This is a genomic window from Domibacillus aminovorans (genome assembly GCF_001643235.1).
In the GTDB taxonomy this organism is placed as follows: Bacteria; Bacillota; Bacilli; order Bacillales; family Domibacillaceae; genus Domibacillus; species Domibacillus aminovorans.
The window spans coordinates 89,304-107,197 of record NZ_LQWY01000001.1; the positions used below are offsets into that span (position 1 = coordinate 89,304).

The window sequence follows — 17,894 nt, forward strand, 5'->3', positions numbered from 1 at the left end:
TCGCGGAGGTCTTTGCGCACATTCATTTCACCTCGCTGAATAAATAACAAATTCACATCTTGTCCTTGACCAAATACATCACCGTTGTGTATCTTTTTCGGTCCCGTGTATTTATTTACGTAATCGCTTTTCCATATTTCCGCTTAATCCCGTCTTTTCCATGTGTAAAGACTGTCGTCCGTCCATCTACAACCGTTTCGATATGAACTGGTCTTCCCCACAGTGTATATATGTGTGGCATCGTATGCTCTAAATAACTAAGATCAAGCTCTGTACCTTCATACGAATGAACGATATATAACTCACCTGCATTTATATAATTGCTGTCTGTCACACTTAAATATGGAAAGCCGCTATTCACTTTGGATGCGGTCAAATGATCCCGAACATTCTCCCAGTTTTTTTCTGTAATCGTCCAATGACTCCCCTTTTTTTCGTACAAATACATCTCTTCTTTTTCTACAAATTCTTTCGTCATGTAATTTCGTAAAAACGATAGATCCGATTCCATCGCACGTACCTCAAACAGTTTGTCACGGCTTCCGTACTGTTCTTCAATGTGCTCGTACAGCTTCACACCGACATAATATGGATTTAACCCCATTTTTGATGGCTGAACAACTTCTGCGTTTAAACGAGCATAGTCAATGGCTTCTGCCTCAGGCAAATCAAGCTCACGCATAATTCGCATGTGCCAGTAAGATGCCCATCCTTCATTCATAATCTTCGTTTCCATCTGCGGCCAAAAATAAAGCATTTCTTGACGCACGATCATAATAATTTCTCGCTGCCAATCTTTCAAAATAGGGCTGTTTTCCGCAATAAATTTAAGTAAGTCTTTTTCACGTATAGGTACATCAACTATCGGTTCTCTTTCTACTAAAGGGTCCCATAAGTCATCATACAAATGCTTTCTTGGAGCCGTTATTAATTGATCACCGCCGCCAATTTCTCCATGCGGATCCACATGCTCTTCAATTGACAGCACTGCATCTAAAAATGTTTCCACTTGCTCAATACCAAACTCATCTGTCAACGCTTGAATACGGGCAGCAGCCGACTCCATCGACGTCACCATTTTCCGATTTGTTTTTTTGAAGTGTGCATTGTTTTTAAAAAAGTCGGCGTGAGCAAGTACGTGTGCCACAATTAATTTGTTTTGAACAAGTGAATTCGTATTTAACAAAAACGCACTGCACGGATCCGTATTAATAACCAGTTCATATATTTTACTGAGCCCCATTTCATACTGGAGCTTCATTTTGTAAAACCGTTTTCCAAACCGCCAGTGCGAAAAACGGGCGGGCATCCCGTATGCACCGAACGTATATATAATATCAGCCGGACAAATTTCATAGCGCATCGAATAAAAATCGAGACCAAAACCGGCGGCAATATCCGTTATTTCATCAATTGCATATTGAAGGTCGTTCTGTTTCATCCACCATCCCCCCTGACTCATTTTATGCAGAAGGATCATAAACATGAAAAAAGAGAGACAGAAATAACCTGTCCCCCTTTTCCCTATCCTAGCAAATTTTGAATTTTTTCCATAAATTGTGCTTGGATACGTTCAAGTTTTCTAGATACACCTTCAAATGATTGATCTCTCACACCGAAATAAAATTTCACTTTTGGTTCGGTTCCAGATGGACGTGCACATACCCAGGTACCGTCTTCAAGGAAATATTTCAATACATTTGATGACGGCAGGTCAATTGTTTCTTTCACCTTTGTCATGATGACCGACCGTTCACCCGTCTGGTAATCTTCAATCGATGCGATAGGAATGCCTGCAATGTCAGCTGGTGGATTCTCACGGAATGACGTGAGAAGCGCATCAATTTGTTCAGCACCGTCTTTTCCTTTCAATGTCAGCGATTGTAGTCCTTCTTTGTAATAGCCTACACGCGTATATAAATCCATTAGTGCATCGTGAAGCGTTTTGCCTTGCTTTTTATAATATGCACATGCCTCAACAGCCATAAGCGCTGCTTGTACTGCATCTTTATCGCGGGCAAAATCACCGATTAAATAACCATAGCTTTCTTCATATCCAAATAAAAATGTATACTCGCCTGTTTCATTATATTTTTCAATTTTTTCCCCAATAAATTTAAAACCGGTTAATACGTCTTCACATGAGACACCGTATTGTTCCGCCGTAACGCGTCCGAGTTCAGAGGTCACAATCGTTTTAAATATACGGCCATTTTCAGGGATAGTCCCTTTTTCTTTTTTCTGGGAAAGAATATAGTCAACCAGTACAGCACCCGTTTCATTCCCCGTTAAAAGTACGTATCCGCCTTTGCCATCTTTCACCGCAACGCCAAGCCGATCTGCATCCGGATCGGTTGCGATTAAAATATCTGCATCGACTTTCTGTCCATCGCGGATCGCCAGTTCAAAGGCTGCTTTTTCTTCTGGATTCGGTGATTTCACCGTTGAAAAATTCGCATCCGGCTTCTCCTGTTCCGCAACGACTGTTACGTTTTTATAGCCGAGTGCATCGAGTGCCTGGCGAACCGGCTTATTGCCTGTCCCGTGTAATGGAGTATATACAATATGAATATCTGTTTCTTCTGCTGCCTGAGGCCATTCAGAAATCGTAACGAGCTTATCTACATAGGCGGCATCCATATCCGCGCCGATCATTTTAATCAGCCCATTTTCTTTCAATACCGCCTCATCTTCTACTTGAATATCAAGCTCGTCGCCTGCTGCATATACTTTTTCAATCACACGGTCGGCCGCAGCCGGCGCCAATTGTGCTCCATCCGGACCATATACTTTATAGCCATTATATTCAGGTGGATTGTGGCTCGCTGTAATAACGATCCCTGCATATGCGTTTAGTTGACGTACCGCAAATGACAGTTCAGGTGTTGGCCGGAGTTCATCGAATACGTATGTTTGAATGCCAGCAGAAGCGAGTGTTTTGGCACTTTCGATTGCGAATTCAGGTGATTTATGACGCGAATCATACGCAATGACGACACCGCGTTTTTTTGCTTCAATTCCCTGCTCTACTATGTATGCAGCAAGACCTGCCGATGCTTTGCGGATCGTATATACATTCATGCGATTTATACCGGCACCAATTTCGCCGCGCATTCCACCTGTACCAAATTCAAGATTTTTGTAAAAAGCGTCTTCTAAACTTTTTTCATCCGTTTCAATCTTCACAAGTAATCCATTTATTTCTTGATCAAGCGCCGGATGATTTTTCCACCGGCTATACTCTTCTTTCCAGGCCACAGGCAATCCCTCCAAACTCGTATTTCCACTATCATACCACCAGTTTACGGAATTTTACAGTATGAATTTAGCACACATTGTTTTACTTTTTATCGTAATTCAGACTATAATGCTATTGTTCACAAATTAAATTCATAACGGGCAGGGATAATGATGCTAAAAAAAGACAATTTACTTTTCATCGCATGGGCTACATCTTTTACAGCGATGCTCGGCAGTCTTTATTTCTCGGAAATTGTCGGATATGAGCCGTGCGAACTTTGCTGGTATCAGCGTATTTTAATGTATCCGCTCGTTCTTCTACTAGGACTTGCTGTCGTAAAAAAAGATATAAAAGCAGCGATGTATTCTTTATTGATGTCTGGAATTGGCGGACTCATCTCGCTTTACCATTACGGCATTCAAAAAGTGACCTTTTTAACAGATGCTGCCCCGGCATGCGGACGTGTTCCATGTACGGGTATGTATATTAACTGGCTCGGGTTCATTACGATTCCGTTTTTAGCCTTTACGGCATTTACAATTATTTTCATTGCTAGTTTATTGATTTTAAGAGGAAAAGGAGAATAAACGTTGAAAAAAGTAATAATTTTTGCAGCGGTGCTCGTACTGATTTTCGGTGGGATTGCCTTTATTACACAGTACCAGAAAGAAAAAGCTTCAGAAGGAAATCCGTACGGCAAAGATGATCTTGATACTGAAACGGTGAAACAGCTTGATGATCCAAACTACCAAAATATCGTACAGCCTGACGATCTGGCAGAAAAACTTGAAAATGGTGAAGATGCCGTTGTGTATTTCTTCAGCCCTACTTGCCCACATTGTCAAGAAACGACACCTGTGTTAATGCCTATTGCAGATGATGAAAATGTAGACGTTCTTCAATACAACTTGCTTGAATTTGAGCAGGGATGGGAGGATTATGAAATTGAGTACACGCCAACGCTTATTTACTTCGAAGGCGGGGCCGAAAAAGACCGTCTTGTCGGCAGTCAGCCGGATAGTGAATGGCAGTCATTCCTCGGAAAAGCGAAAGAGCAATAATAAAAAAAGCTGTCTTCTGCAGTCAAAATGCAGAAGACAGCTTTTTTATTAAAGAAATTCAGCATGTTTTCGTTCATGAAAAAACGATAATGGGAACGGGAAATCAATCTGATAACTCCGCAGCGTGTTCACACTTTCAGTGAATAGTTCCTCATATGAAGAAGAAATATGCGTTGTTTCCAGGATAGAAACAATCGTGTTTAACGCTGTAATCACACGGGAAGCATCTTTTAATGACTCCACATAAGCAAGCGTCTCGTCTTCAATATGAAAAAACTTTTCTACTTTTATCACATCAGCCATTGTCGAATCGATATAACGAGGAAAGACATGATGCGACAAATAAGTACTTAAACTTTTTATTTTTTCTTCCTGTTCAATTGTAGAAGACATGATCATCGTCATGGGACAGCCACCTTTACTTGCAGTCTCCTATAAGAATACCATACAATCTTATTACACTGCATCGTTATTTTTCAGAAAAGGATGAATGTAATGAACACAATTCGACAAGGTTCGATATTAACCGTGAGTATCCCAAACGAATGGGCCAATATAACGGTAGAAGAACTGTTTTTAACGATTTGGAAGCTGCCAAAAAAATTGCTGCATCGCTGGCGAATGGATCACCTGGTCAAATTGGATGGAAAGCTGATCGATTGGCGTGTCCCGATGTCGTCTGGTTCCCGCCTGTCCGTTCCTTTTTTTCAGCCTGGTCCATTTGGGGCTGATCCCGTTTATCCAGCTCCCTCTATATTATATGAAGACGATCACATGATCATCGCCAATAAGCCGGCTGGCATGAAAACACACCCAAATTCAGATAATGAAACAAATACGCTACTAAATGGTGTCTGTTATCATGCTTCACTCTCAGGTGACACACTGCCTGTCCGTCACGTTCATCGCCTTGACGAAGGGACAAGTGGTGCTGTATTATTTGCGAAGCATGAAGCGGCCTATGCCGTTTTTTCACGTCTTCTTGAAGAAAAAACGATTTATCGGACGTATTTTGCCGTTGTAGATGGAGCGATTAAAAGAAATTCTGGAATCATCAATCAGCCGATCGGCAAAGATCGTCATCACCCGACACGGCGGCGCGTTTCACCGACCGGTCAAAATGCCGTGACACATTATAAACGAATCGCTGTACAAGATGGGCGTTCACTGCTTGAATGCCGTCTTGAAACAGGGCGAACCCACCAAATACGCGTTCATCTTGCATCACTCGGTCATCCGATTGTAGGTGACACCCTTTATGGCGGATCCGGATCCAACTCATTTGATCATCCGTTGCTTCACGCGGTGAAATTGACAGTGCCTAACCCTTTTACGAATGATTGCATTGCCACTGAAGCTCCTGTACCTATTATATTGAAAAAGCTTTTTCCTCAGAACTACTTCAATTAAAATAAATCTTTTGCTCAAAAAAATTTTATTTTTCTTAAATTTGTTCTGATAAAATTGGAAGGATCTGTTTAACATTTCCTGATTCATCACTTGCATCGACTGTTTAAAAAGAATAGTATTAACATGGATTTTTAAAAGTTCTTATTTTGGAGGTGTTTGATCCTGTTTAAATTAACTGAACATGGAACAACAGTGAAAACGGAATTATTAGCCGGTTTGACAACGTTTTTAACAATGGTATACATCGTAGTCGTCAATCCGCTCATTTTGCAGGATGCCGGTGTTCCGTTTGAGCAAGTATTTACGGCAACCATTATCGCTGCCGTTGTCGGGACGCTCTGGATGGGGTTGTTTGCTAATTACCCAATCGCCATTGCCCCTGGGATGGGAATGAATGCTTATTTCGCCTACTCGGTTGTCGGTTCGCACGGCGGGATTACGTATGAAACGGCTTTTTCAGCTGTCTTTATTTCTGGATTATTGTTTGTCATTTTGTCTCTAACGCCACTCCGGCAAAAACTAATTGAAGCGATTCCGGAAAATTTAAAGCACGGTATTTCAGCCGGAATTGGTCTTTTCATTGCCTTTATCGGATTGCGATTAACCGGTATTATTGCTAGTGATGCGAACAATCTAGTCAAGCTCGGTGATCTGCACAGTCCGTCGGCACTTCTTGCGCTGTTTGGATTAGCCATAACGCTTGTCTTACTCGTACGCCGCGTCAACGGTGCTTTATTTATCGGCATGATCGTGACTGGCCTCGTTGCTTTTTTCACCGGACAGCTTTCGTTCGAAAATGGCTTTATCGAAGCGCCGTCTTTGCCGGAAGGACTTCTCGCTGCGAATCCGATTACAGCGTTTGGCGATGTTATTCAGTACAGTTTGTATGCTGTTGTCTTCTCTTTTTTGATGGTGACTATTTTTGACACGACCGGTACAATGATTGGCGTTGCCCAGCAAGCGGGATTAATGAAAGGCAATACAATGCCACGTGCACGACAAGCACTCTTAGCCGATTCAGTTGCGACGTCTGTAGGCGCAATGGTCGGTACTAGTCCAACAAGTGCGTATATTGAATCATCTACCGGTGTCGCAGCCGGTGGACGAACTGGTTTAACGTCTGTCACTGTCGCTGTTTTATTTATTCTAGCCGCTTTTTTCGGACCGCTCGTCGCGTCCGTATCCGGTATCTCAGCGATTACCGCACCGTCACTCATTATCGTTGGCTGCCTCATGATGGGAAACGTTGCGAAAATTAACTGGAATGAACTCGATGAAGCATTCCCAGCCTTTCTCATCATTTTAAGCATGCCGCTCACCTCAAGTATCGCAACTGGTATTGCACTCGGATTCGTATCATACCCACTCGTGAAAATAGCGTGCGGGCGCTATAAGGACGTTCACCCGCTCCTTTATATTTTTGCTGTATTGTTCTTTTATCAACTTGCCTTTTTGCCCCATTAAAAGACCTCTTCAAAGCCGAGATATTGGTTTTGAAGAGGTCTTTTTTTTGTCTGCTCTGAAATGGATTAAAACGTTCTTTACTTTTCAGGTGTGAAAAAATACGTTAATGCTGGGTATACTTCCTCACGCTTTTTGATCACATATGAACGAAACAGCGGATTCTGTACTTTTCGAAAAGCTGACATAAGCGGTGTCGTCCGGTTGTATTGATTCACTTCACCGTAACCAAATAGCCGACAATGCGGCAATAATGTCTCCAGAAGCTTCACGCACTGTGAATTATCCGATGCTAAGTTATCACCATCAGAAAAATGAAATGGGTAAATGTTGTAGCGATCCGGTGAGTACGTTTTCTCTATTAGATCGAGCACAAGTGAATAAGCAGATGAACAGATCGTACCTCCACTTTCTCCTTTTGAAAAAAAATCATTTTCTTCTACAATCTTAGCTTCTGTATGATGCGCAATAAACACAATATCAACGGCCATATATTTTTTTCTCAAGAACCGTGTCATCCAAAAGAAAAAACTACGGGCAATGTATTTTTCAAATGGCCCCATACTGCCGCTCGTATCCATCATCGCAAAAATAACAGCTTTTGACTGCGGTGTTTTTTCTTCCGTAAACGAGCGAAATCGCCTGTCTTCTGGCAGCACCGGAAAAAAAGATTGTGTGCCCGATAATGAATTGCGCTTAAAGGAGGCCATCAATGTTTTTTTCTTATCAATACGTGCGGTCACGCCTGTTTTGCGGATATCATTTATTTTCCAGTCCGTAATGAATGACGTCGATTTTTCTTTTTCAATTAAACGCGGCAGTTCCATTTCTGAAAACAACGCTTCTTCAATTTCAGCAAGGCTGACGTCTGCTTCGTAATAGTCTTCACCACGCATATTCCCTGCTTTTTTCCCTTGTCCGGGTGCCGGCTCTCCCCCAGCTCGGGCAATCTGATCCCCAACATCTCCTTTTCCCTGTCCTGCATGACTGCTTTTTTCTTCCGCATACCGAATTCTATATTCTTGAAGTGAACGGATCGGCAGTTTCACAACTCGCTTGCCATCCGACATAATAATTTGCTCTTCTGTTACCATATCGGCCATATTTTTTTGAATAGCTTCTTTCACTTTTTGACGATGCCGTTCTTGATCGTCAAACCCTTTACGATGAAGCGACCAGTCTTCTTCAGTTAGATGATAAAATTTCTCCAATTACTTAGCCTCCCGTTTTAATTTTTCAAACGACGGGTAAACTTACAGAAAATGAAATATGAGGTGACTTATCATGAATTTTAAAGAGCGTGAAGTCGAGCCTGTCAATTCTATGGTCACTAATTTTGAAGATATGGAACAACTTGGACGTCAAATGGAGCGCCAGCGCACAAATGATGAATTAAAACAGCATGATCGCCAGCCCGATCCTGTTCAGTATGATAAACAAACAGATGGAAAACAATAACCCGGTTAGCAGTTAACCGGGGTTTTTTATTATCGATTCAACAAACCACCAACGTAACGAAGCAGTTCATTTGCTGAAACGGAATTATAGCCGCATTCATCAATAAGCCGCGCGGTTACGTCATTCATCTTTTTCATATGCTGTTCATCTGGTGCAACCGATGATGTCGTAATCTTTACAACATCTTTCAAATCAGAAAACAGCTTTTTCTGGATCGCTTCACGAAGTCTGTCATGCTCGCGGTAATCAAATTTTTTCCCTTTTCGAGCGTAAGCTGAAATCCGAATGAGCATTTCTTCACGGAATGATTTTTTCGCGTTTTCCGAAATACCGATTTGTTCTTCAATCGAACGCATTAACCGCTCATCTGGGGTCATTTCCTCTCCAGTCAACGGATCATCAAGCTTTGTTTTGTTACAATACGCTTCCACATTATCAAGATAATTATCCATCATGGCCCGCGCAGATTCTTCATACGAATATACGAATGCTTTTTGCACTTCTTTTTTTGCTGTTTCATCATACTGCTTACGCGCTTCTGAAATGAACTGCAAATATTTATCCCTTACGTCTTTTGAAATAGACGGATGACTATCAAGTCCATCTTTCAATGAGCGCAGTACATCAAGCGCATTGATCGAATTTGTTTCTTTTTTAATAATCGCCGCGGAAATCCGATTCATAACGTAGCGTGGATCAATGCCGTCCATTCCTTCATCAGAATGCTCTTTTTTTAACTCTGCCGCATCTAAACCAGTCAATCCTTCCACAGCAGCTCCATCATACAGCTTCATTTTCATCACTAAATCAATATTCGCACGGCTTGATTCTTTCAAACGCGTTAAAATAGTAAACATCGCAGCTGTTCTAAACGTATGTGGAGCAAAATGAACGTCTGTCGCTTCGCTTTCATGCACCATTTTCTCATAAATTTTCTCTTCTTCCGTCACCTTTAAATTGTATGGAACTGGCATAACAATCATCCGTGAATGGAGTGCTTCATTCTTTTTATCGGCAATGAATGACCGGTATTCCGTTTCATTCGTATGCGCAATAATCATTTCATCGGCTGAAATAAGTGCAAATCGGCCTGCTTTAAAATTCCCTTCCTGTGTGAGCGACAGCAAGTGCCATAAAAACTTCTCGTCGCACTTCAGCATTTCCTGAAACTCCATCAATCCTCTATTCGCAATATTTAATTCTCCATCAAACCGGTAAGCACGCGGATCTGACTCTGATCCAAATTCAGCAATCGTCGAAAAATCAATGCTGCCGGTTAAATCGGCAATATCCTGTGACTTCGGATCAGACGGACTGAATGTTCCGATCCCTCGGCGTTTGTCTTCCGAGAAAAAAATACGCTCTACAGGCACATCTTCAATACGTCCGCCAAATTCATGCTCAAGCCGATAAGCATTTAGCGGTGACAGTGATCCTTCAATACGTATTCCATACTCGTCAAAAAAGTCATCACGCAGCTCTCGTGGAATTAAATGAAGCGGGTCTTCTGCCATCTGGCACTGTTTAATCGCATATACAGCGCCCGCATCCGTTCTCGTAAATTGTTCCATTCCTCTTTTAATCTTCGACACAATCGTTGACTTCCCGCCTCCAACCGGTCCCATTAACAATAAAATCCTTTTCCGTACATCGAGCTTCTTCGCTGCTGGATGAAAATATTCTTCTATAAGCCGTTTAATTGCTTCATCCAGTCCAAACAGTTCATCGCTAAAAAAGGAATATTGACCACCTTCAACGCCGGCAGACCGAATCATTTCATATATACGTGCATGGGCCGGCATGGCAATATGCGGATGCTTTTTGACTAACTCCAAATACTCGCGAAACGTCCCTTCCCAGCGTAGCTTTTCTTCTTCAGCACGACATAATTGAATTTTTTCTAGTATTGACATTAATAGCTCCCTCCGCTCCGCTCATAATGGGCGTATTTAACGGATTTTATGCAATCGTATCTTCATTTATGAAAAAACAAACGTCACGATTTTGAAAAAAAGAAGCGTTCACAATGCCGCCCATATCCGCTATAATGAAAACAGATCTGTACTTTCACGTTGAAGGAAGGAGTATGAATCCATGAGACTATTAGGTGTTCTTGTTGTTTGTGTGGCATTTTTATGGGCCATTTTTACATCAGGTTATGATGACAAACCAGGTACTAAATAATAATAAAAAGGCTGTACCGAATGAATCGGTGCAGCCTTTTTAATGTAAGCCTGGGAACTTTTGCTGACGGAGTGCCTCATACACAAGAATCGCTGCCGTATTCGACAAATTGAGTGAACGCACATGATCGTTCATCGGAATGCGCAGGCAACGATCAATATTGGCTTGAATCAGATCTTTCGGCAGGCCAGTCGTCTCTTTTCCAAACATAAAATAATAGTCCTGCTCCGGATCACTATAATCAAAACTCGCATGATCCTGCGTGCCGAACTTCGATAAATAAAACATATTGCCATCCTTATTTTTCCTAAAAAAATCATCGAGCGAATCATAATAGGTAATATGAACATACTCCCAGTAATCAAGACCAGCCCGCTTTAACATTTTATCATCCGTCGAAAAGCCAAGCGGTCGAATTAAATGAAGCTGTGTACCGGTCGCAGCACACGTTCGTGCAATATTTCCCGTATTTGCCGGAATTTCTGGCTGATACAGCACAACATGAACAGTCATTAATCATCACCTCTTTTCAAACACTCATTATAGCATGGAACGCAGCTTTTGAAGTGCTTTTTCCATTTCAAAAAGGACTTCTTCGTCCTTTTCCCGGCTAAGCGCCTCCTTCAAAGCCCGTTCTGCTTCCACACCGCCAATTTGCCCGATTGCATATGCCGCTGTTCCCCGCAAAACAGGGCGTGGATCTTCTTCAAGCACATGAATAAGCGCTCCGAGTGATGATTCTTCTTTAAAGTGGGCAAGTGCAATGATCGCATTACGCTGAATCGGCTTTTTCCCTCGCCACGAACCGGACATCTGACCGAATCGCTCTTTAAATTCTTTGTTGCTAATAGATAATATCGGCTCTAGAAGCGGTTTTACCTGTTCCAGCTTAGGTGTCATTTCCTCATGAATCAGTACATGCTTTCCCTTGTTTTCCGGGCAGACCGTCTGACACGTATCACAGCCGTATAAACGGTTACCTAGATGTTTGCGAAACTGCTCCGGCAGGGAGTCTTTCGTTTGTGTTAAATAGGCAATGCAGCGCTGTGAATTCAACTGGCCGCCTTGTACGAGTGCACTTGTTGGGCATGCATCAATGCATTTCGTACAGCTTCCACACTGATTCTCCATCGGCGTATCAGGCTCAAATGGCACGTTCGTCAACATTTCACCAAGATATACGTACGAACCAAACTCTGGCGTAATGATCGCACAATTTTTTGCACTCCAGCCAATACCTGCACGCTCTGCTACCGCCCGATCCGATAATTCACCCGTATCGACCATCGAACGAAATTGGACATCTGGCAGACGCTCTAATAAAAACGATTCAAGCATGGCAAGTTTTCGTCGAAGTATCGAATGATAGTCTTCGCCCCACGACGCCCGGCAAAATAAACCGCGCCGCTCGCCTTTTTTTCCTTTCGGCGCATTCTCAAGCCTCGATGGATAAGCAAGTGCAATAGCGATAATGGATCGCGGCTGATCAATCAAAAGCGCTGGATTCACACGCTTTTCAATGTCTTTTTCTTCAAAACCAGAAGCGTAGCCAAGCTCTTGCTGATTGATCAATTTTTGCTTCAACTCCAGAAATGGATCGGCCGCCGCAAATCCGATTTTATCAATGCCGATTTCTTTGCTGTAGTTGATCAGTTCCTTTTTTAATTGCCGATACATTTCTTCACCTCTTCACAGAAAAAACAAGCAAACGGAACGCAGTCCGCTTACTTGTTTAAACGTTCTTTTATTTCCTCAATTTGCTGTAGGTGACGCTTTTCATGAAGGCCGATAAATGGCACCCACTGACTGAGCCGCATTGGTCCAAATGACGGATGCGGATATGATTTTTGTTCAAGTTGGTCTTCATCAGTCTGATCAAGAAGCCGTATGAGCTGATCGCGTGAAATATATAGACGATCTTTCATTTGCTGAAGCGTCCGATACTCATACATGGGGGTCGCAAAATCAGGTGCGACTTTTTTATTGGAGCGATCGGTTGTTTTTTCAATTGGCTGTGGATCAACTTTTTCGCTGCCCGGATTTTTCAGCTCCGATGCAATCGCTTTTGTAATCCCCTGCTCCATTAAATATAAATGATCAAGCACTTGCATAATCGTCCAGCTATCGCTGTCAGGGCGTTTATTTAACTTATCGTCTGTTAGCCCGTCCACTGCTTCTAGTACTTCATTTCGGTACTGTTCATTTTGCTTTATATCTTTAGAAAGCATATTGTCTTCCTCCAGAATCAGTGAAAATCCCTCATAGGGGTACATAAAATTATTTCACAATTCGAAAGAAAAGTCGACTAATGTGTGTCAGCTGTAAATTTTACTTCCTGTCTCGATAAATTCTTCTGATTTTTGTTTCATGCCGATTTCCATAAAATCTTCGTCTTCTGCCGCTTGTTTGCGAAGATCATGTGAAATGCGCATCGAGCAAAATTTCGGTCCGCACATAGAGCAAAAATGAGCTGTTTTTGCGCCTTCTGCCGGTAGTGTTTCATCGTGGTATTCACGCGCCCGGTCTGGATCGAGCGATAAATTAAACTGGTCATGCCATCTAAATTCAAAGCGTGCTTTGGACAATGCATCATCGCGTTTTTGCGCACCCGGGTGACCTTTAGCAAGATCAGCCGCATGAGCCGCAATTTTATAAGCAATAACGCCTTCTCGAACGTCTTCTTTATCGGGCAGTCCAAGATGCTCTTTTGGCGTCACATAGCAAAGCATCGCCGTCCCATGCATCGCAATCATCGCCGCACCGATCGCCGATGTAATGTGATCGTAACCCGGTGCAATATCCGTTGTCAATGGACCGAGTGTGTAAAACGGAGCACCTTGACAAATCTCGATTTCTTTATCAATATTTTCTTTGATTTTATGGAGCGGCACATGACCAGGTCCTTCAATCATAACCTGGACATCATGCTTCCAGGCAATTTTTGTTAATTCACCAAGTGTTTCAAGCTCCGCAAATTGTGCTTCATCGTTCGCATCAGCAATCGATCCCGGACGAAGACCATCGCCGAGTGAAACCGAAATATCGTACGCTTTTAAAATCTCACATATCTCTTCAAAATGCGTGTAAAGAAAATTTTCCGTATGATGGGCAAGACACCACTGTGCTAAAATGGAACCTCCGCGCGAAACAATACCCGTTGTTCGTTTAATCGTCAATGGAATGTAACGAAGCAGTACACCGGCGTGAATGGTAAAGTAGTCAACACCTTGCTCAGCCTGTTCAATTAATGTATCACGGTACACGTCCCACGTTAAATTTTCAGCTACTCCGTTTACTTTTTCAAGTGCCTGATAAATCGGTACTGTTCCAACTGGCACCGGCGAGTTGCGAATAATAAACTCGCGCGTCGCATGAATATTTTTCCCGGTTGATAAATCCATGATGGTGTCCGCTCCCCAATGCGTCGCCCACGTCATTTTTTCTACCTCTTCTTCAATCGATGAGCTGACAGCTGAGTTCCCGATATTCGCATTCACTTTCACATGAAAATGGCTGCCGATGATCATCGGCTCATTTTCTGGATGATTTATATTCGCTGGAATAATAGCCCGTCCTGATGCCACTTCTTCTCGAACGACTTCCGGGTCCATATTTTCACGAATCGCAATGTATTCCATTTCCGGTGTGATCACACCATTTTTCGCATAATGCATTTGTGTTACATTTTTACCAGGCAATGCACGTCGCGGAATGTGGTCAAAGTCCGGTTGAAACATCGACGCTGCCTCTTTCGCTCCGTTATCTTCCGGTTTTACCGTGCGGCCTATATACGTTTCTGTATCATTCCGTTCTTCCACCCAACGCTCTCTCTTACGTGGCAGACCTTTGTGTACATCCACAACAAATCCCTTTTCTGTATACGGCCCGCTTGTATCATATACAGTAATCGGTTCATTTTTAAATGTACCTGCATCTGTCGCAGTATCACTTAGCTCAATTTTCCGAAACGGCACACGCACATCTGAACGCGTACCTTCCACATATACTTTTTCACTTGCCGGGAACTGCGATTGAAGCTCAATTTTTTCACTTTCCAGTCGATTCATTTCTATTTCCCCCTCATTATTGCTGAACCGGATCTGGAAGACACACAATGCAAACAAAATAAAAACGGGTTCTTTTAATAGATAAAAGAACCCGTGAAATAGTGTTGTAAACGACGCATAAGCCGTCTCTCCCTACTTCCCTACGCTGGTATCAACCAGATCAGGTTCGAAGGGTCAAAGAGCCTTATTCGCGCTCTTCTCTCAGTCCGGCTAACGGACACCCCCAGCAGATATCAATATGAAACTGTACACAACCTTACCATAGACAAAATAGTCTGTAAAGTTATATTTTTCTTTTAATGATCTTTAATGACTTATTTTTCAAAAAAATAAATGCTAACGTCTTCATATTATATATGGGCATTGCGAATAACATTTGCCATGTTTTGATTTGGATAGTCTAACTCTTCATACTGTCTTATTACTTTTTCTAAATCAAATTCTACCCGTTCAATCGATGTGCTCACGCACTTATCTTCAATGTCAACAATTGCGTAAGAAGATTTTTTCACACCATCAAATGGCAGCCCAACACTTCCAATATTAATGATGACTTTCCCATTAATATAACGTATATACGGCTTGTGAATGTGGGCATACACATAAATATCCGATTCTGTCGATGTCATTAACTTTGTTTTGATCGTATCATCCGATTCAACTGGAAGAACAACGTCAAACAAACTATCCGGTGTCGCATGAAAAGCATTAATCGTAAGTCCTGCTTCTTCAAAATGAAGTTCTGTTGGAAGTTCATTTAAATAATCAATATCTTCTTTATTTAATTTCGATACAATCCACTCTCTCTCTTTATTCATCATCTCCAATGACTGATCCGGCACTTCACCCTTTTTTACACCTCGCACAACCCACTCGTCTGCGTTTCCTTTAATCACATTCACATTTAATGACTGCACTAGCTGCAAAGATCGTTTCGGTTCTGGGCCACGATAACAAATGTCTCCTAGAACATAAATCGTATCTACCTGTTTTTTTTCAATATCTTTCAAAACAGCTTCAAGTGCAACAGCATTGCCATGAATATCAGAAATAAAGGCCATCTTCATTTATAAAACACCCTTTCATGCTATGTAGTTCTTCCATGTTAACATGTTTTTTATCAGTTAGTGAAACCGCATAAAGAAAAGAGCTCCTACATAAAGTAGAAACTCTCTTCTTTGACGTCTTAAAACGTTCTTTTATACCGGTGGCCGGGGTCGAACCGGCACGATCTTGCGATCACAGGATTTTGAGTCCAGCGCGTCTGCCAATTCCGCCACACCGGCAATACTTTATGGAGGCGGCAACCGGAATCGAACCGGTGATAAAGGTTTTGCAGACCTTGGCCTTACCGCTTGGCTATGCCGCCTTAAAATAATATATGGAGCGGAAGACGAGGTTCGAACTCGCGACCCCCACCTTGGCAAGGTGATGTTCTACCACTGAACTACTTCCGCATAATAAAATGGCTGGGCTAGCTGGATTCGAACCAGCGCGTGACGGAGTCAAAGTCCGTTGCCTTACCGCTTGGCTATAGCCCAATAAAAATTAAAACATGGGGCGATCGAGGGGAATCGAACCCCCGAGTGTCGGAGCCACAATCCGATGCGTTAACCACTTCGCCACGACCGCCATTATATTGTTCAATTAATTGGCAGGGGCAGTAGGAATCGAACCCACACTGGAGGTTTTGGAGACCTCTGTTCTACCGTTAAACTATGCCCCTTTAGATGGTGGAGGGGGGCAGATTCGAACTGCCGAACCCGAAGGAGCGGATTTACAGTCCGCCGCGTTTAGCCACTTCGCTACCCCTCCATTATACACTGTAAAAAAACAGTGGTGCCGGCAAGAGGACTTGAACCCCCAACCTACTGATTACAAGTCAGTTGCTCTACCAGTTGAGCTACACCGGCTACATAATGGCTCAGGACGGAATCGAACCGCCGACACAAGGATTTTCAGTCCTTTGCTCTACCGACTGAGCTACTGAGCCAAACGAAAATATGTAATAAATATGGCGGTCCGGACGGGACTCGAACCCGCGACCTCCTGCGTGACAGGCAGGCATTCTAACCAACTGAACTACCGGACCAACGATTGCGGGGGCAGGATTTGAACCTGCGACCTTCGGGTTATGAGCCCGACGAGCTACCGGGCTGCTCCACCCCGCGATGATTAAAGCATTATATGGTGGAGGATGACGGGATCGAACCGCCGACCCTCTGCTTGTAAGGCAGATGCTCTCCCAGCTGAGCTAATCCTCCAAATGGTGACCCCTACGGGATTCGAACCCGTGTTACCGCCGTGAAAGGGCGGTGTCTTAACCGCTTGACCAAGGGGCCAATCTTTTATCTATGTATAATGAGAGTATTCTGGCGGAGAGCAAGGGATTCGAACCCTTGAGACAGTGGTAACCGCCTACACGATTTCCAATCGTGCTCCTTCGACCTCTCGGACAGCTCTCCAAAATGGCTCCGCAGGCAAGACTCGAACTTGCGACCGATCGGTTAACAGCCGATTGCTCTACCACTGAGCTACTGCGGAATAATTTGTCCAGCAACAGTGACCAAACTCCAAGCTATAAGCCATCACACCTATGTGATCAAAAGTCACTCCAGCGATCTGTCTTATGCCTGCTAGGTTTATTAATCGATCACTTTTACTTTTTTTTAACTGCCAGGCGGCGTCCTGCTCTCACAGGGGGAAACCCCCAACTACCATCGGCGCTGAAGAGCTTAACTGCCGTGTTCGGGATGGGAACGGGTGTGACCTCTTCGCTAATGCCACCTGACTGTTTAAGACATCTATTATTATAACATAATAAATGCGTTTGACAAGAACTTTTTTGTTCTTTTAAAACTGGATATCAGGGATTCGTATGATACGTATAACACCAATTATTGTTTCGTGTTGTCAAGCCCCAGCCATCCCAAATGGGCCAGCTGGCACTTTTCGTTATTGGTTAAGTCCTCGATCGATTAGTATTCGTCAGATCTATGTGTCGCCACACTT

Annotated in this window: 15 protein-coding genes, 15 tRNA genes, 1 rRNA gene and 1 riboswitch; of the genes, 5 read left to right on the top strand and 26 right to left on the bottom strand. The window is 43.0% G+C overall.

Translation table 11 applies throughout. The features are described from left to right. Window positions 1-115: 115 nt before the first annotated feature. Together AWH49_RS00465 and AWH49_RS00470 are read right to left on the bottom strand one after the other, a co-directional pair. A complete protein-coding gene (locus AWH49_RS00465) occupies window positions 116-1,441 on the bottom strand; it encodes a SpoVR family protein (RefSeq protein WP_063964306.1) in 1,326 nt (441 codons plus the stop codon). A gap of 83 nt (window positions 1,442-1,524) precedes the next feature. Beyond that, the gene (locus tag AWH49_RS00470) at window positions 1,525-3,258 is read right to left on the bottom strand and encodes a phospho-sugar mutase (protein ID WP_063964307.1); all 1,734 of its coding nucleotides are present in this window, start codon (window positions 3,256-3,258) and stop codon (window positions 1,525-1,527) included. 150 nt (window positions 3,259-3,408) lie between these two features. Between AWH49_RS00470 and AWH49_RS00475 the strand changes: the two genes are divergently transcribed. Continuing rightward, window positions 3,409-3,828, top strand: coding sequence for a disulfide oxidoreductase (locus AWH49_RS00475; RefSeq protein WP_034289107.1), 420 nt, complete (start codon window positions 3,409-3,411; stop codon window positions 3,826-3,828). A gap of 3 nt (window positions 3,829-3,831) precedes the next feature. After that, complete coding sequence (locus AWH49_RS00480) at window positions 3,832-4,302, top strand: thioredoxin family protein (RefSeq protein ID WP_063964308.1); 471 nt, start codon at window positions 3,832-3,834, stop codon at window positions 4,300-4,302. Between the two features lie 48 nt (window positions 4,303-4,350). On the opposite strand, the gene AWH49_RS00485 is transcribed toward AWH49_RS00480, so the two are convergent. After that, window positions 4,351-4,707: a DUF5365 family protein gene (locus AWH49_RS00485; protein ID WP_018391717.1), complete on the bottom strand. Its 357-nt coding sequence runs from the start codon at window positions 4,705-4,707 to the stop codon at window positions 4,351-4,353. 90 nt (window positions 4,708-4,797) lie between these two features. Between AWH49_RS00485 and AWH49_RS00490 the strand changes: the two genes are divergently transcribed. Together AWH49_RS00490 and AWH49_RS00495 are read left to right on the top strand one after the other, a co-directional pair. Further along, window positions 4,798-5,712 carry an RluA family pseudouridine synthase gene (locus tag AWH49_RS00490; protein WP_034289101.1) on the top strand — a complete coding sequence of 305 codons (915 nt, stop codon included), beginning with the start codon at window positions 4,798-4,800 and terminating at the stop codon, window positions 5,710-5,712. 162 nt (window positions 5,713-5,874) lie between these two features. Further along, window positions 5,875-7,176 (top strand): NCS2 family permease, encoded by a 1,302-nt coding sequence (locus tag AWH49_RS00495; protein WP_034289937.1) that lies wholly within the window; start codon window positions 5,875-5,877, stop codon window positions 7,174-7,176. Between the two features lie 77 nt (window positions 7,177-7,253). On the opposite strand, the gene yhbH is transcribed toward AWH49_RS00495, so the two are convergent. Beyond that, window positions 7,254-8,384: a sporulation protein YhbH gene (gene yhbH, locus AWH49_RS00500; protein ID WP_018391714.1), complete on the bottom strand. Its 1,131-nt coding sequence runs from the start codon at window positions 8,382-8,384 to the stop codon at window positions 7,254-7,256. Window positions 8,385-8,457: 73 nt separating this feature from the next. Between yhbH and AWH49_RS20245 the strand changes: the two genes are divergently transcribed. Beyond that, window positions 8,458-8,631, top strand: a complete 174-nt coding sequence (locus tag AWH49_RS20245) for a hypothetical protein (RefSeq protein ID WP_018391713.1) — start codon at window positions 8,458-8,460, stop codon at window positions 8,629-8,631. 29 nt (window positions 8,632-8,660) lie between these two features. On the opposite strand, the gene AWH49_RS00505 is transcribed toward AWH49_RS20245, so the two are convergent. The 22 genes from AWH49_RS00505 to rrf form a co-directional block, all read right to left on the bottom strand. Next, window positions 8,661-10,544, bottom strand: coding sequence for a PrkA family serine protein kinase (locus AWH49_RS00505; RefSeq protein WP_063964309.1), 1,884 nt, complete (start codon window positions 10,542-10,544; stop codon window positions 8,661-8,663). 310 nt (window positions 10,545-10,854) lie between these two features. Next, window positions 10,855-11,328 carry a tRNA (uridine(34)/cytosine(34)/5-carboxymethylaminomethyluridine(34)-2'-O)-methyltransferase TrmL gene (gene trmL, locus AWH49_RS00510; protein ID WP_063964310.1) on the bottom strand — a complete coding sequence of 158 codons (474 nt, stop codon included), beginning with the start codon at window positions 11,326-11,328 and terminating at the stop codon, window positions 10,855-10,857. 27 nt (window positions 11,329-11,355) lie between these two features. Further along, the gene (gene queG / locus AWH49_RS00515; RefSeq protein ID WP_063964311.1) at window positions 11,356-12,492 is read right to left on the bottom strand and encodes a tRNA epoxyqueuosine(34) reductase QueG; all 1,137 of its coding nucleotides are present in this window, start codon (window positions 12,490-12,492) and stop codon (window positions 11,356-11,358) included. Window positions 12,493-12,539: 47 nt separating this feature from the next. After that, the gene (locus AWH49_RS00520; RefSeq protein WP_063964312.1) at window positions 12,540-13,043 is read right to left on the bottom strand and encodes a DinB family protein; all 504 of its coding nucleotides are present in this window, start codon (window positions 13,041-13,043) and stop codon (window positions 12,540-12,542) included. Window positions 13,044-13,130: 87 nt separating this feature from the next. Beyond that, window positions 13,131-14,882 carry a phosphomethylpyrimidine synthase ThiC gene (gene thiC, locus AWH49_RS00525; RefSeq protein ID WP_018391707.1) on the bottom strand — a complete coding sequence of 584 codons (1,752 nt, stop codon included), beginning with the start codon at window positions 14,880-14,882 and terminating at the stop codon, window positions 13,131-13,133. A gap of 120 nt (window positions 14,883-15,002) precedes the next feature. Beyond that, a riboswitch (TPP riboswitch) is annotated at window positions 15,003-15,117 on the bottom strand. A gap of 115 nt (window positions 15,118-15,232) precedes the next feature. Beyond that, window positions 15,233-15,949 carry a metallophosphoesterase family protein gene (locus AWH49_RS00530; RefSeq protein WP_063964313.1) on the bottom strand — a complete coding sequence of 239 codons (717 nt, stop codon included), beginning with the start codon at window positions 15,947-15,949 and terminating at the stop codon, window positions 15,233-15,235. A 135-nt stretch (window positions 15,950-16,084) separates the two neighbouring features. Further along, window positions 16,085-16,168: transfer RNA gene (locus tag AWH49_RS00535), tRNA-Leu, on the bottom strand. A 9-nt stretch (window positions 16,169-16,177) separates the two neighbouring features. Then, window positions 16,178-16,251: transfer RNA gene (locus tag AWH49_RS00540), tRNA-Cys, on the bottom strand. Window positions 16,252-16,264: 13 nt separating this feature from the next. Continuing rightward, a tRNA-Gly gene (locus tag AWH49_RS00545) sits at window positions 16,265-16,339 on the bottom strand. A 9-nt stretch (window positions 16,340-16,348) separates the two neighbouring features. Next, window positions 16,349-16,423, bottom strand: a tRNA-Gln gene (locus AWH49_RS00550). Between the two features lie 15 nt (window positions 16,424-16,438). Next, window positions 16,439-16,514, bottom strand: a tRNA-His gene (locus AWH49_RS00555). Window positions 16,515-16,534: 20 nt separating this feature from the next. After that, window positions 16,535-16,608, bottom strand: a tRNA-Trp gene (locus AWH49_RS00560). Between the two features lie 5 nt (window positions 16,609-16,613). Beyond that, a tRNA-Tyr gene (locus AWH49_RS00565) sits at window positions 16,614-16,697 on the bottom strand. A gap of 22 nt (window positions 16,698-16,719) precedes the next feature. Next, window positions 16,720-16,795: transfer RNA gene (locus tag AWH49_RS00570), tRNA-Thr, on the bottom strand. Between the two features lie 7 nt (window positions 16,796-16,802). Next, a tRNA-Phe gene (locus AWH49_RS00575) sits at window positions 16,803-16,875 on the bottom strand. Between the two features lie 22 nt (window positions 16,876-16,897). Beyond that, a tRNA-Asp gene (locus AWH49_RS00580) sits at window positions 16,898-16,974 on the bottom strand. A gap of 5 nt (window positions 16,975-16,979) precedes the next feature. Further along, window positions 16,980-17,053, bottom strand: a tRNA-Met gene (locus AWH49_RS00585). A 17-nt stretch (window positions 17,054-17,070) separates the two neighbouring features. Then, window positions 17,071-17,146 (bottom strand) — tRNA-Val (locus AWH49_RS00590). A gap of 3 nt (window positions 17,147-17,149) precedes the next feature. After that, a tRNA-Glu gene (locus tag AWH49_RS00595) sits at window positions 17,150-17,224 on the bottom strand. 31 nt (window positions 17,225-17,255) lie between these two features. After that, window positions 17,256-17,347: transfer RNA gene (locus AWH49_RS00600), tRNA-Ser, on the bottom strand. A 4-nt stretch (window positions 17,348-17,351) separates the two neighbouring features. Continuing rightward, a tRNA-Asn gene (locus AWH49_RS00605) sits at window positions 17,352-17,426 on the bottom strand. A 131-nt stretch (window positions 17,427-17,557) separates the two neighbouring features. Beyond that, window positions 17,558-17,673 (bottom strand): 5S ribosomal RNA (gene rrf / locus AWH49_RS00610). Between the last annotated feature and the right edge of the window lie 221 nt (window positions 17,674-17,894).

What these genes read in the sequence shown, in the direction of transcription:
- AWH49_RS00465 (WP_063964306.1), bottom strand. Translation starts at nt 1,441, where the DNA reads ATGAAACAGAACGACCTTCAATATGCAATTGATGAAATAACGGATATT.
- AWH49_RS00475 (WP_034289107.1), top strand. Translation starts at nt 3,409, where the DNA reads ATGATGCTAAAAAAAGACAATTTACTTTTCATCGCATGGGCTACATCT.
- AWH49_RS00485 (WP_018391717.1), bottom strand. Translation starts at nt 4,707, where the DNA reads ATGACGATGATCATGTCTTCTACAATTGAACAGGAAGAAAAAATAAAA.
- AWH49_RS00490 (WP_034289101.1), top strand. Translation starts at nt 4,798, where the DNA reads ATGAACACAATTCGACAAGGTTCGATATTAACCGTGAGTATCCCAAAC.
- AWH49_RS20245 (WP_018391713.1), top strand. Translation starts at nt 8,458, where the DNA reads ATGAATTTTAAAGAGCGTGAAGTCGAGCCTGTCAATTCTATGGTCACT.
- AWH49_RS00505 (WP_063964309.1), bottom strand. Translation starts at nt 10,544, where the DNA reads ATGTCAATACTAGAAAAAATTCAATTATGTCGTGCTGAAGAAGAAAAG.
- trmL (WP_063964310.1), bottom strand. Translation starts at nt 11,328, where the DNA reads ATGACTGTTCATGTTGTGCTGTATCAGCCAGAAATTCCGGCAAATACG.
- queG (WP_063964311.1), bottom strand. Translation starts at nt 12,492, where the DNA reads ATGTATCGGCAATTAAAAAAGGAACTGATCAACTACAGCAAAGAAATC.
- AWH49_RS00520 (WP_063964312.1), bottom strand. Translation starts at nt 13,043, where the DNA reads ATGCTTTCTAAAGATATAAAGCAAAATGAACAGTACCGAAATGAAGTA.
- thiC (WP_018391707.1), bottom strand. Translation starts at nt 14,882, where the DNA reads ATGAATCGACTGGAAAGTGAAAAAATTGAGCTTCAATCGCAGTTCCCG.
- AWH49_RS00530 (WP_063964313.1), bottom strand. Translation starts at nt 15,949, where the DNA reads ATGAAGATGGCCTTTATTTCTGATATTCATGGCAATGCTGTTGCACTT.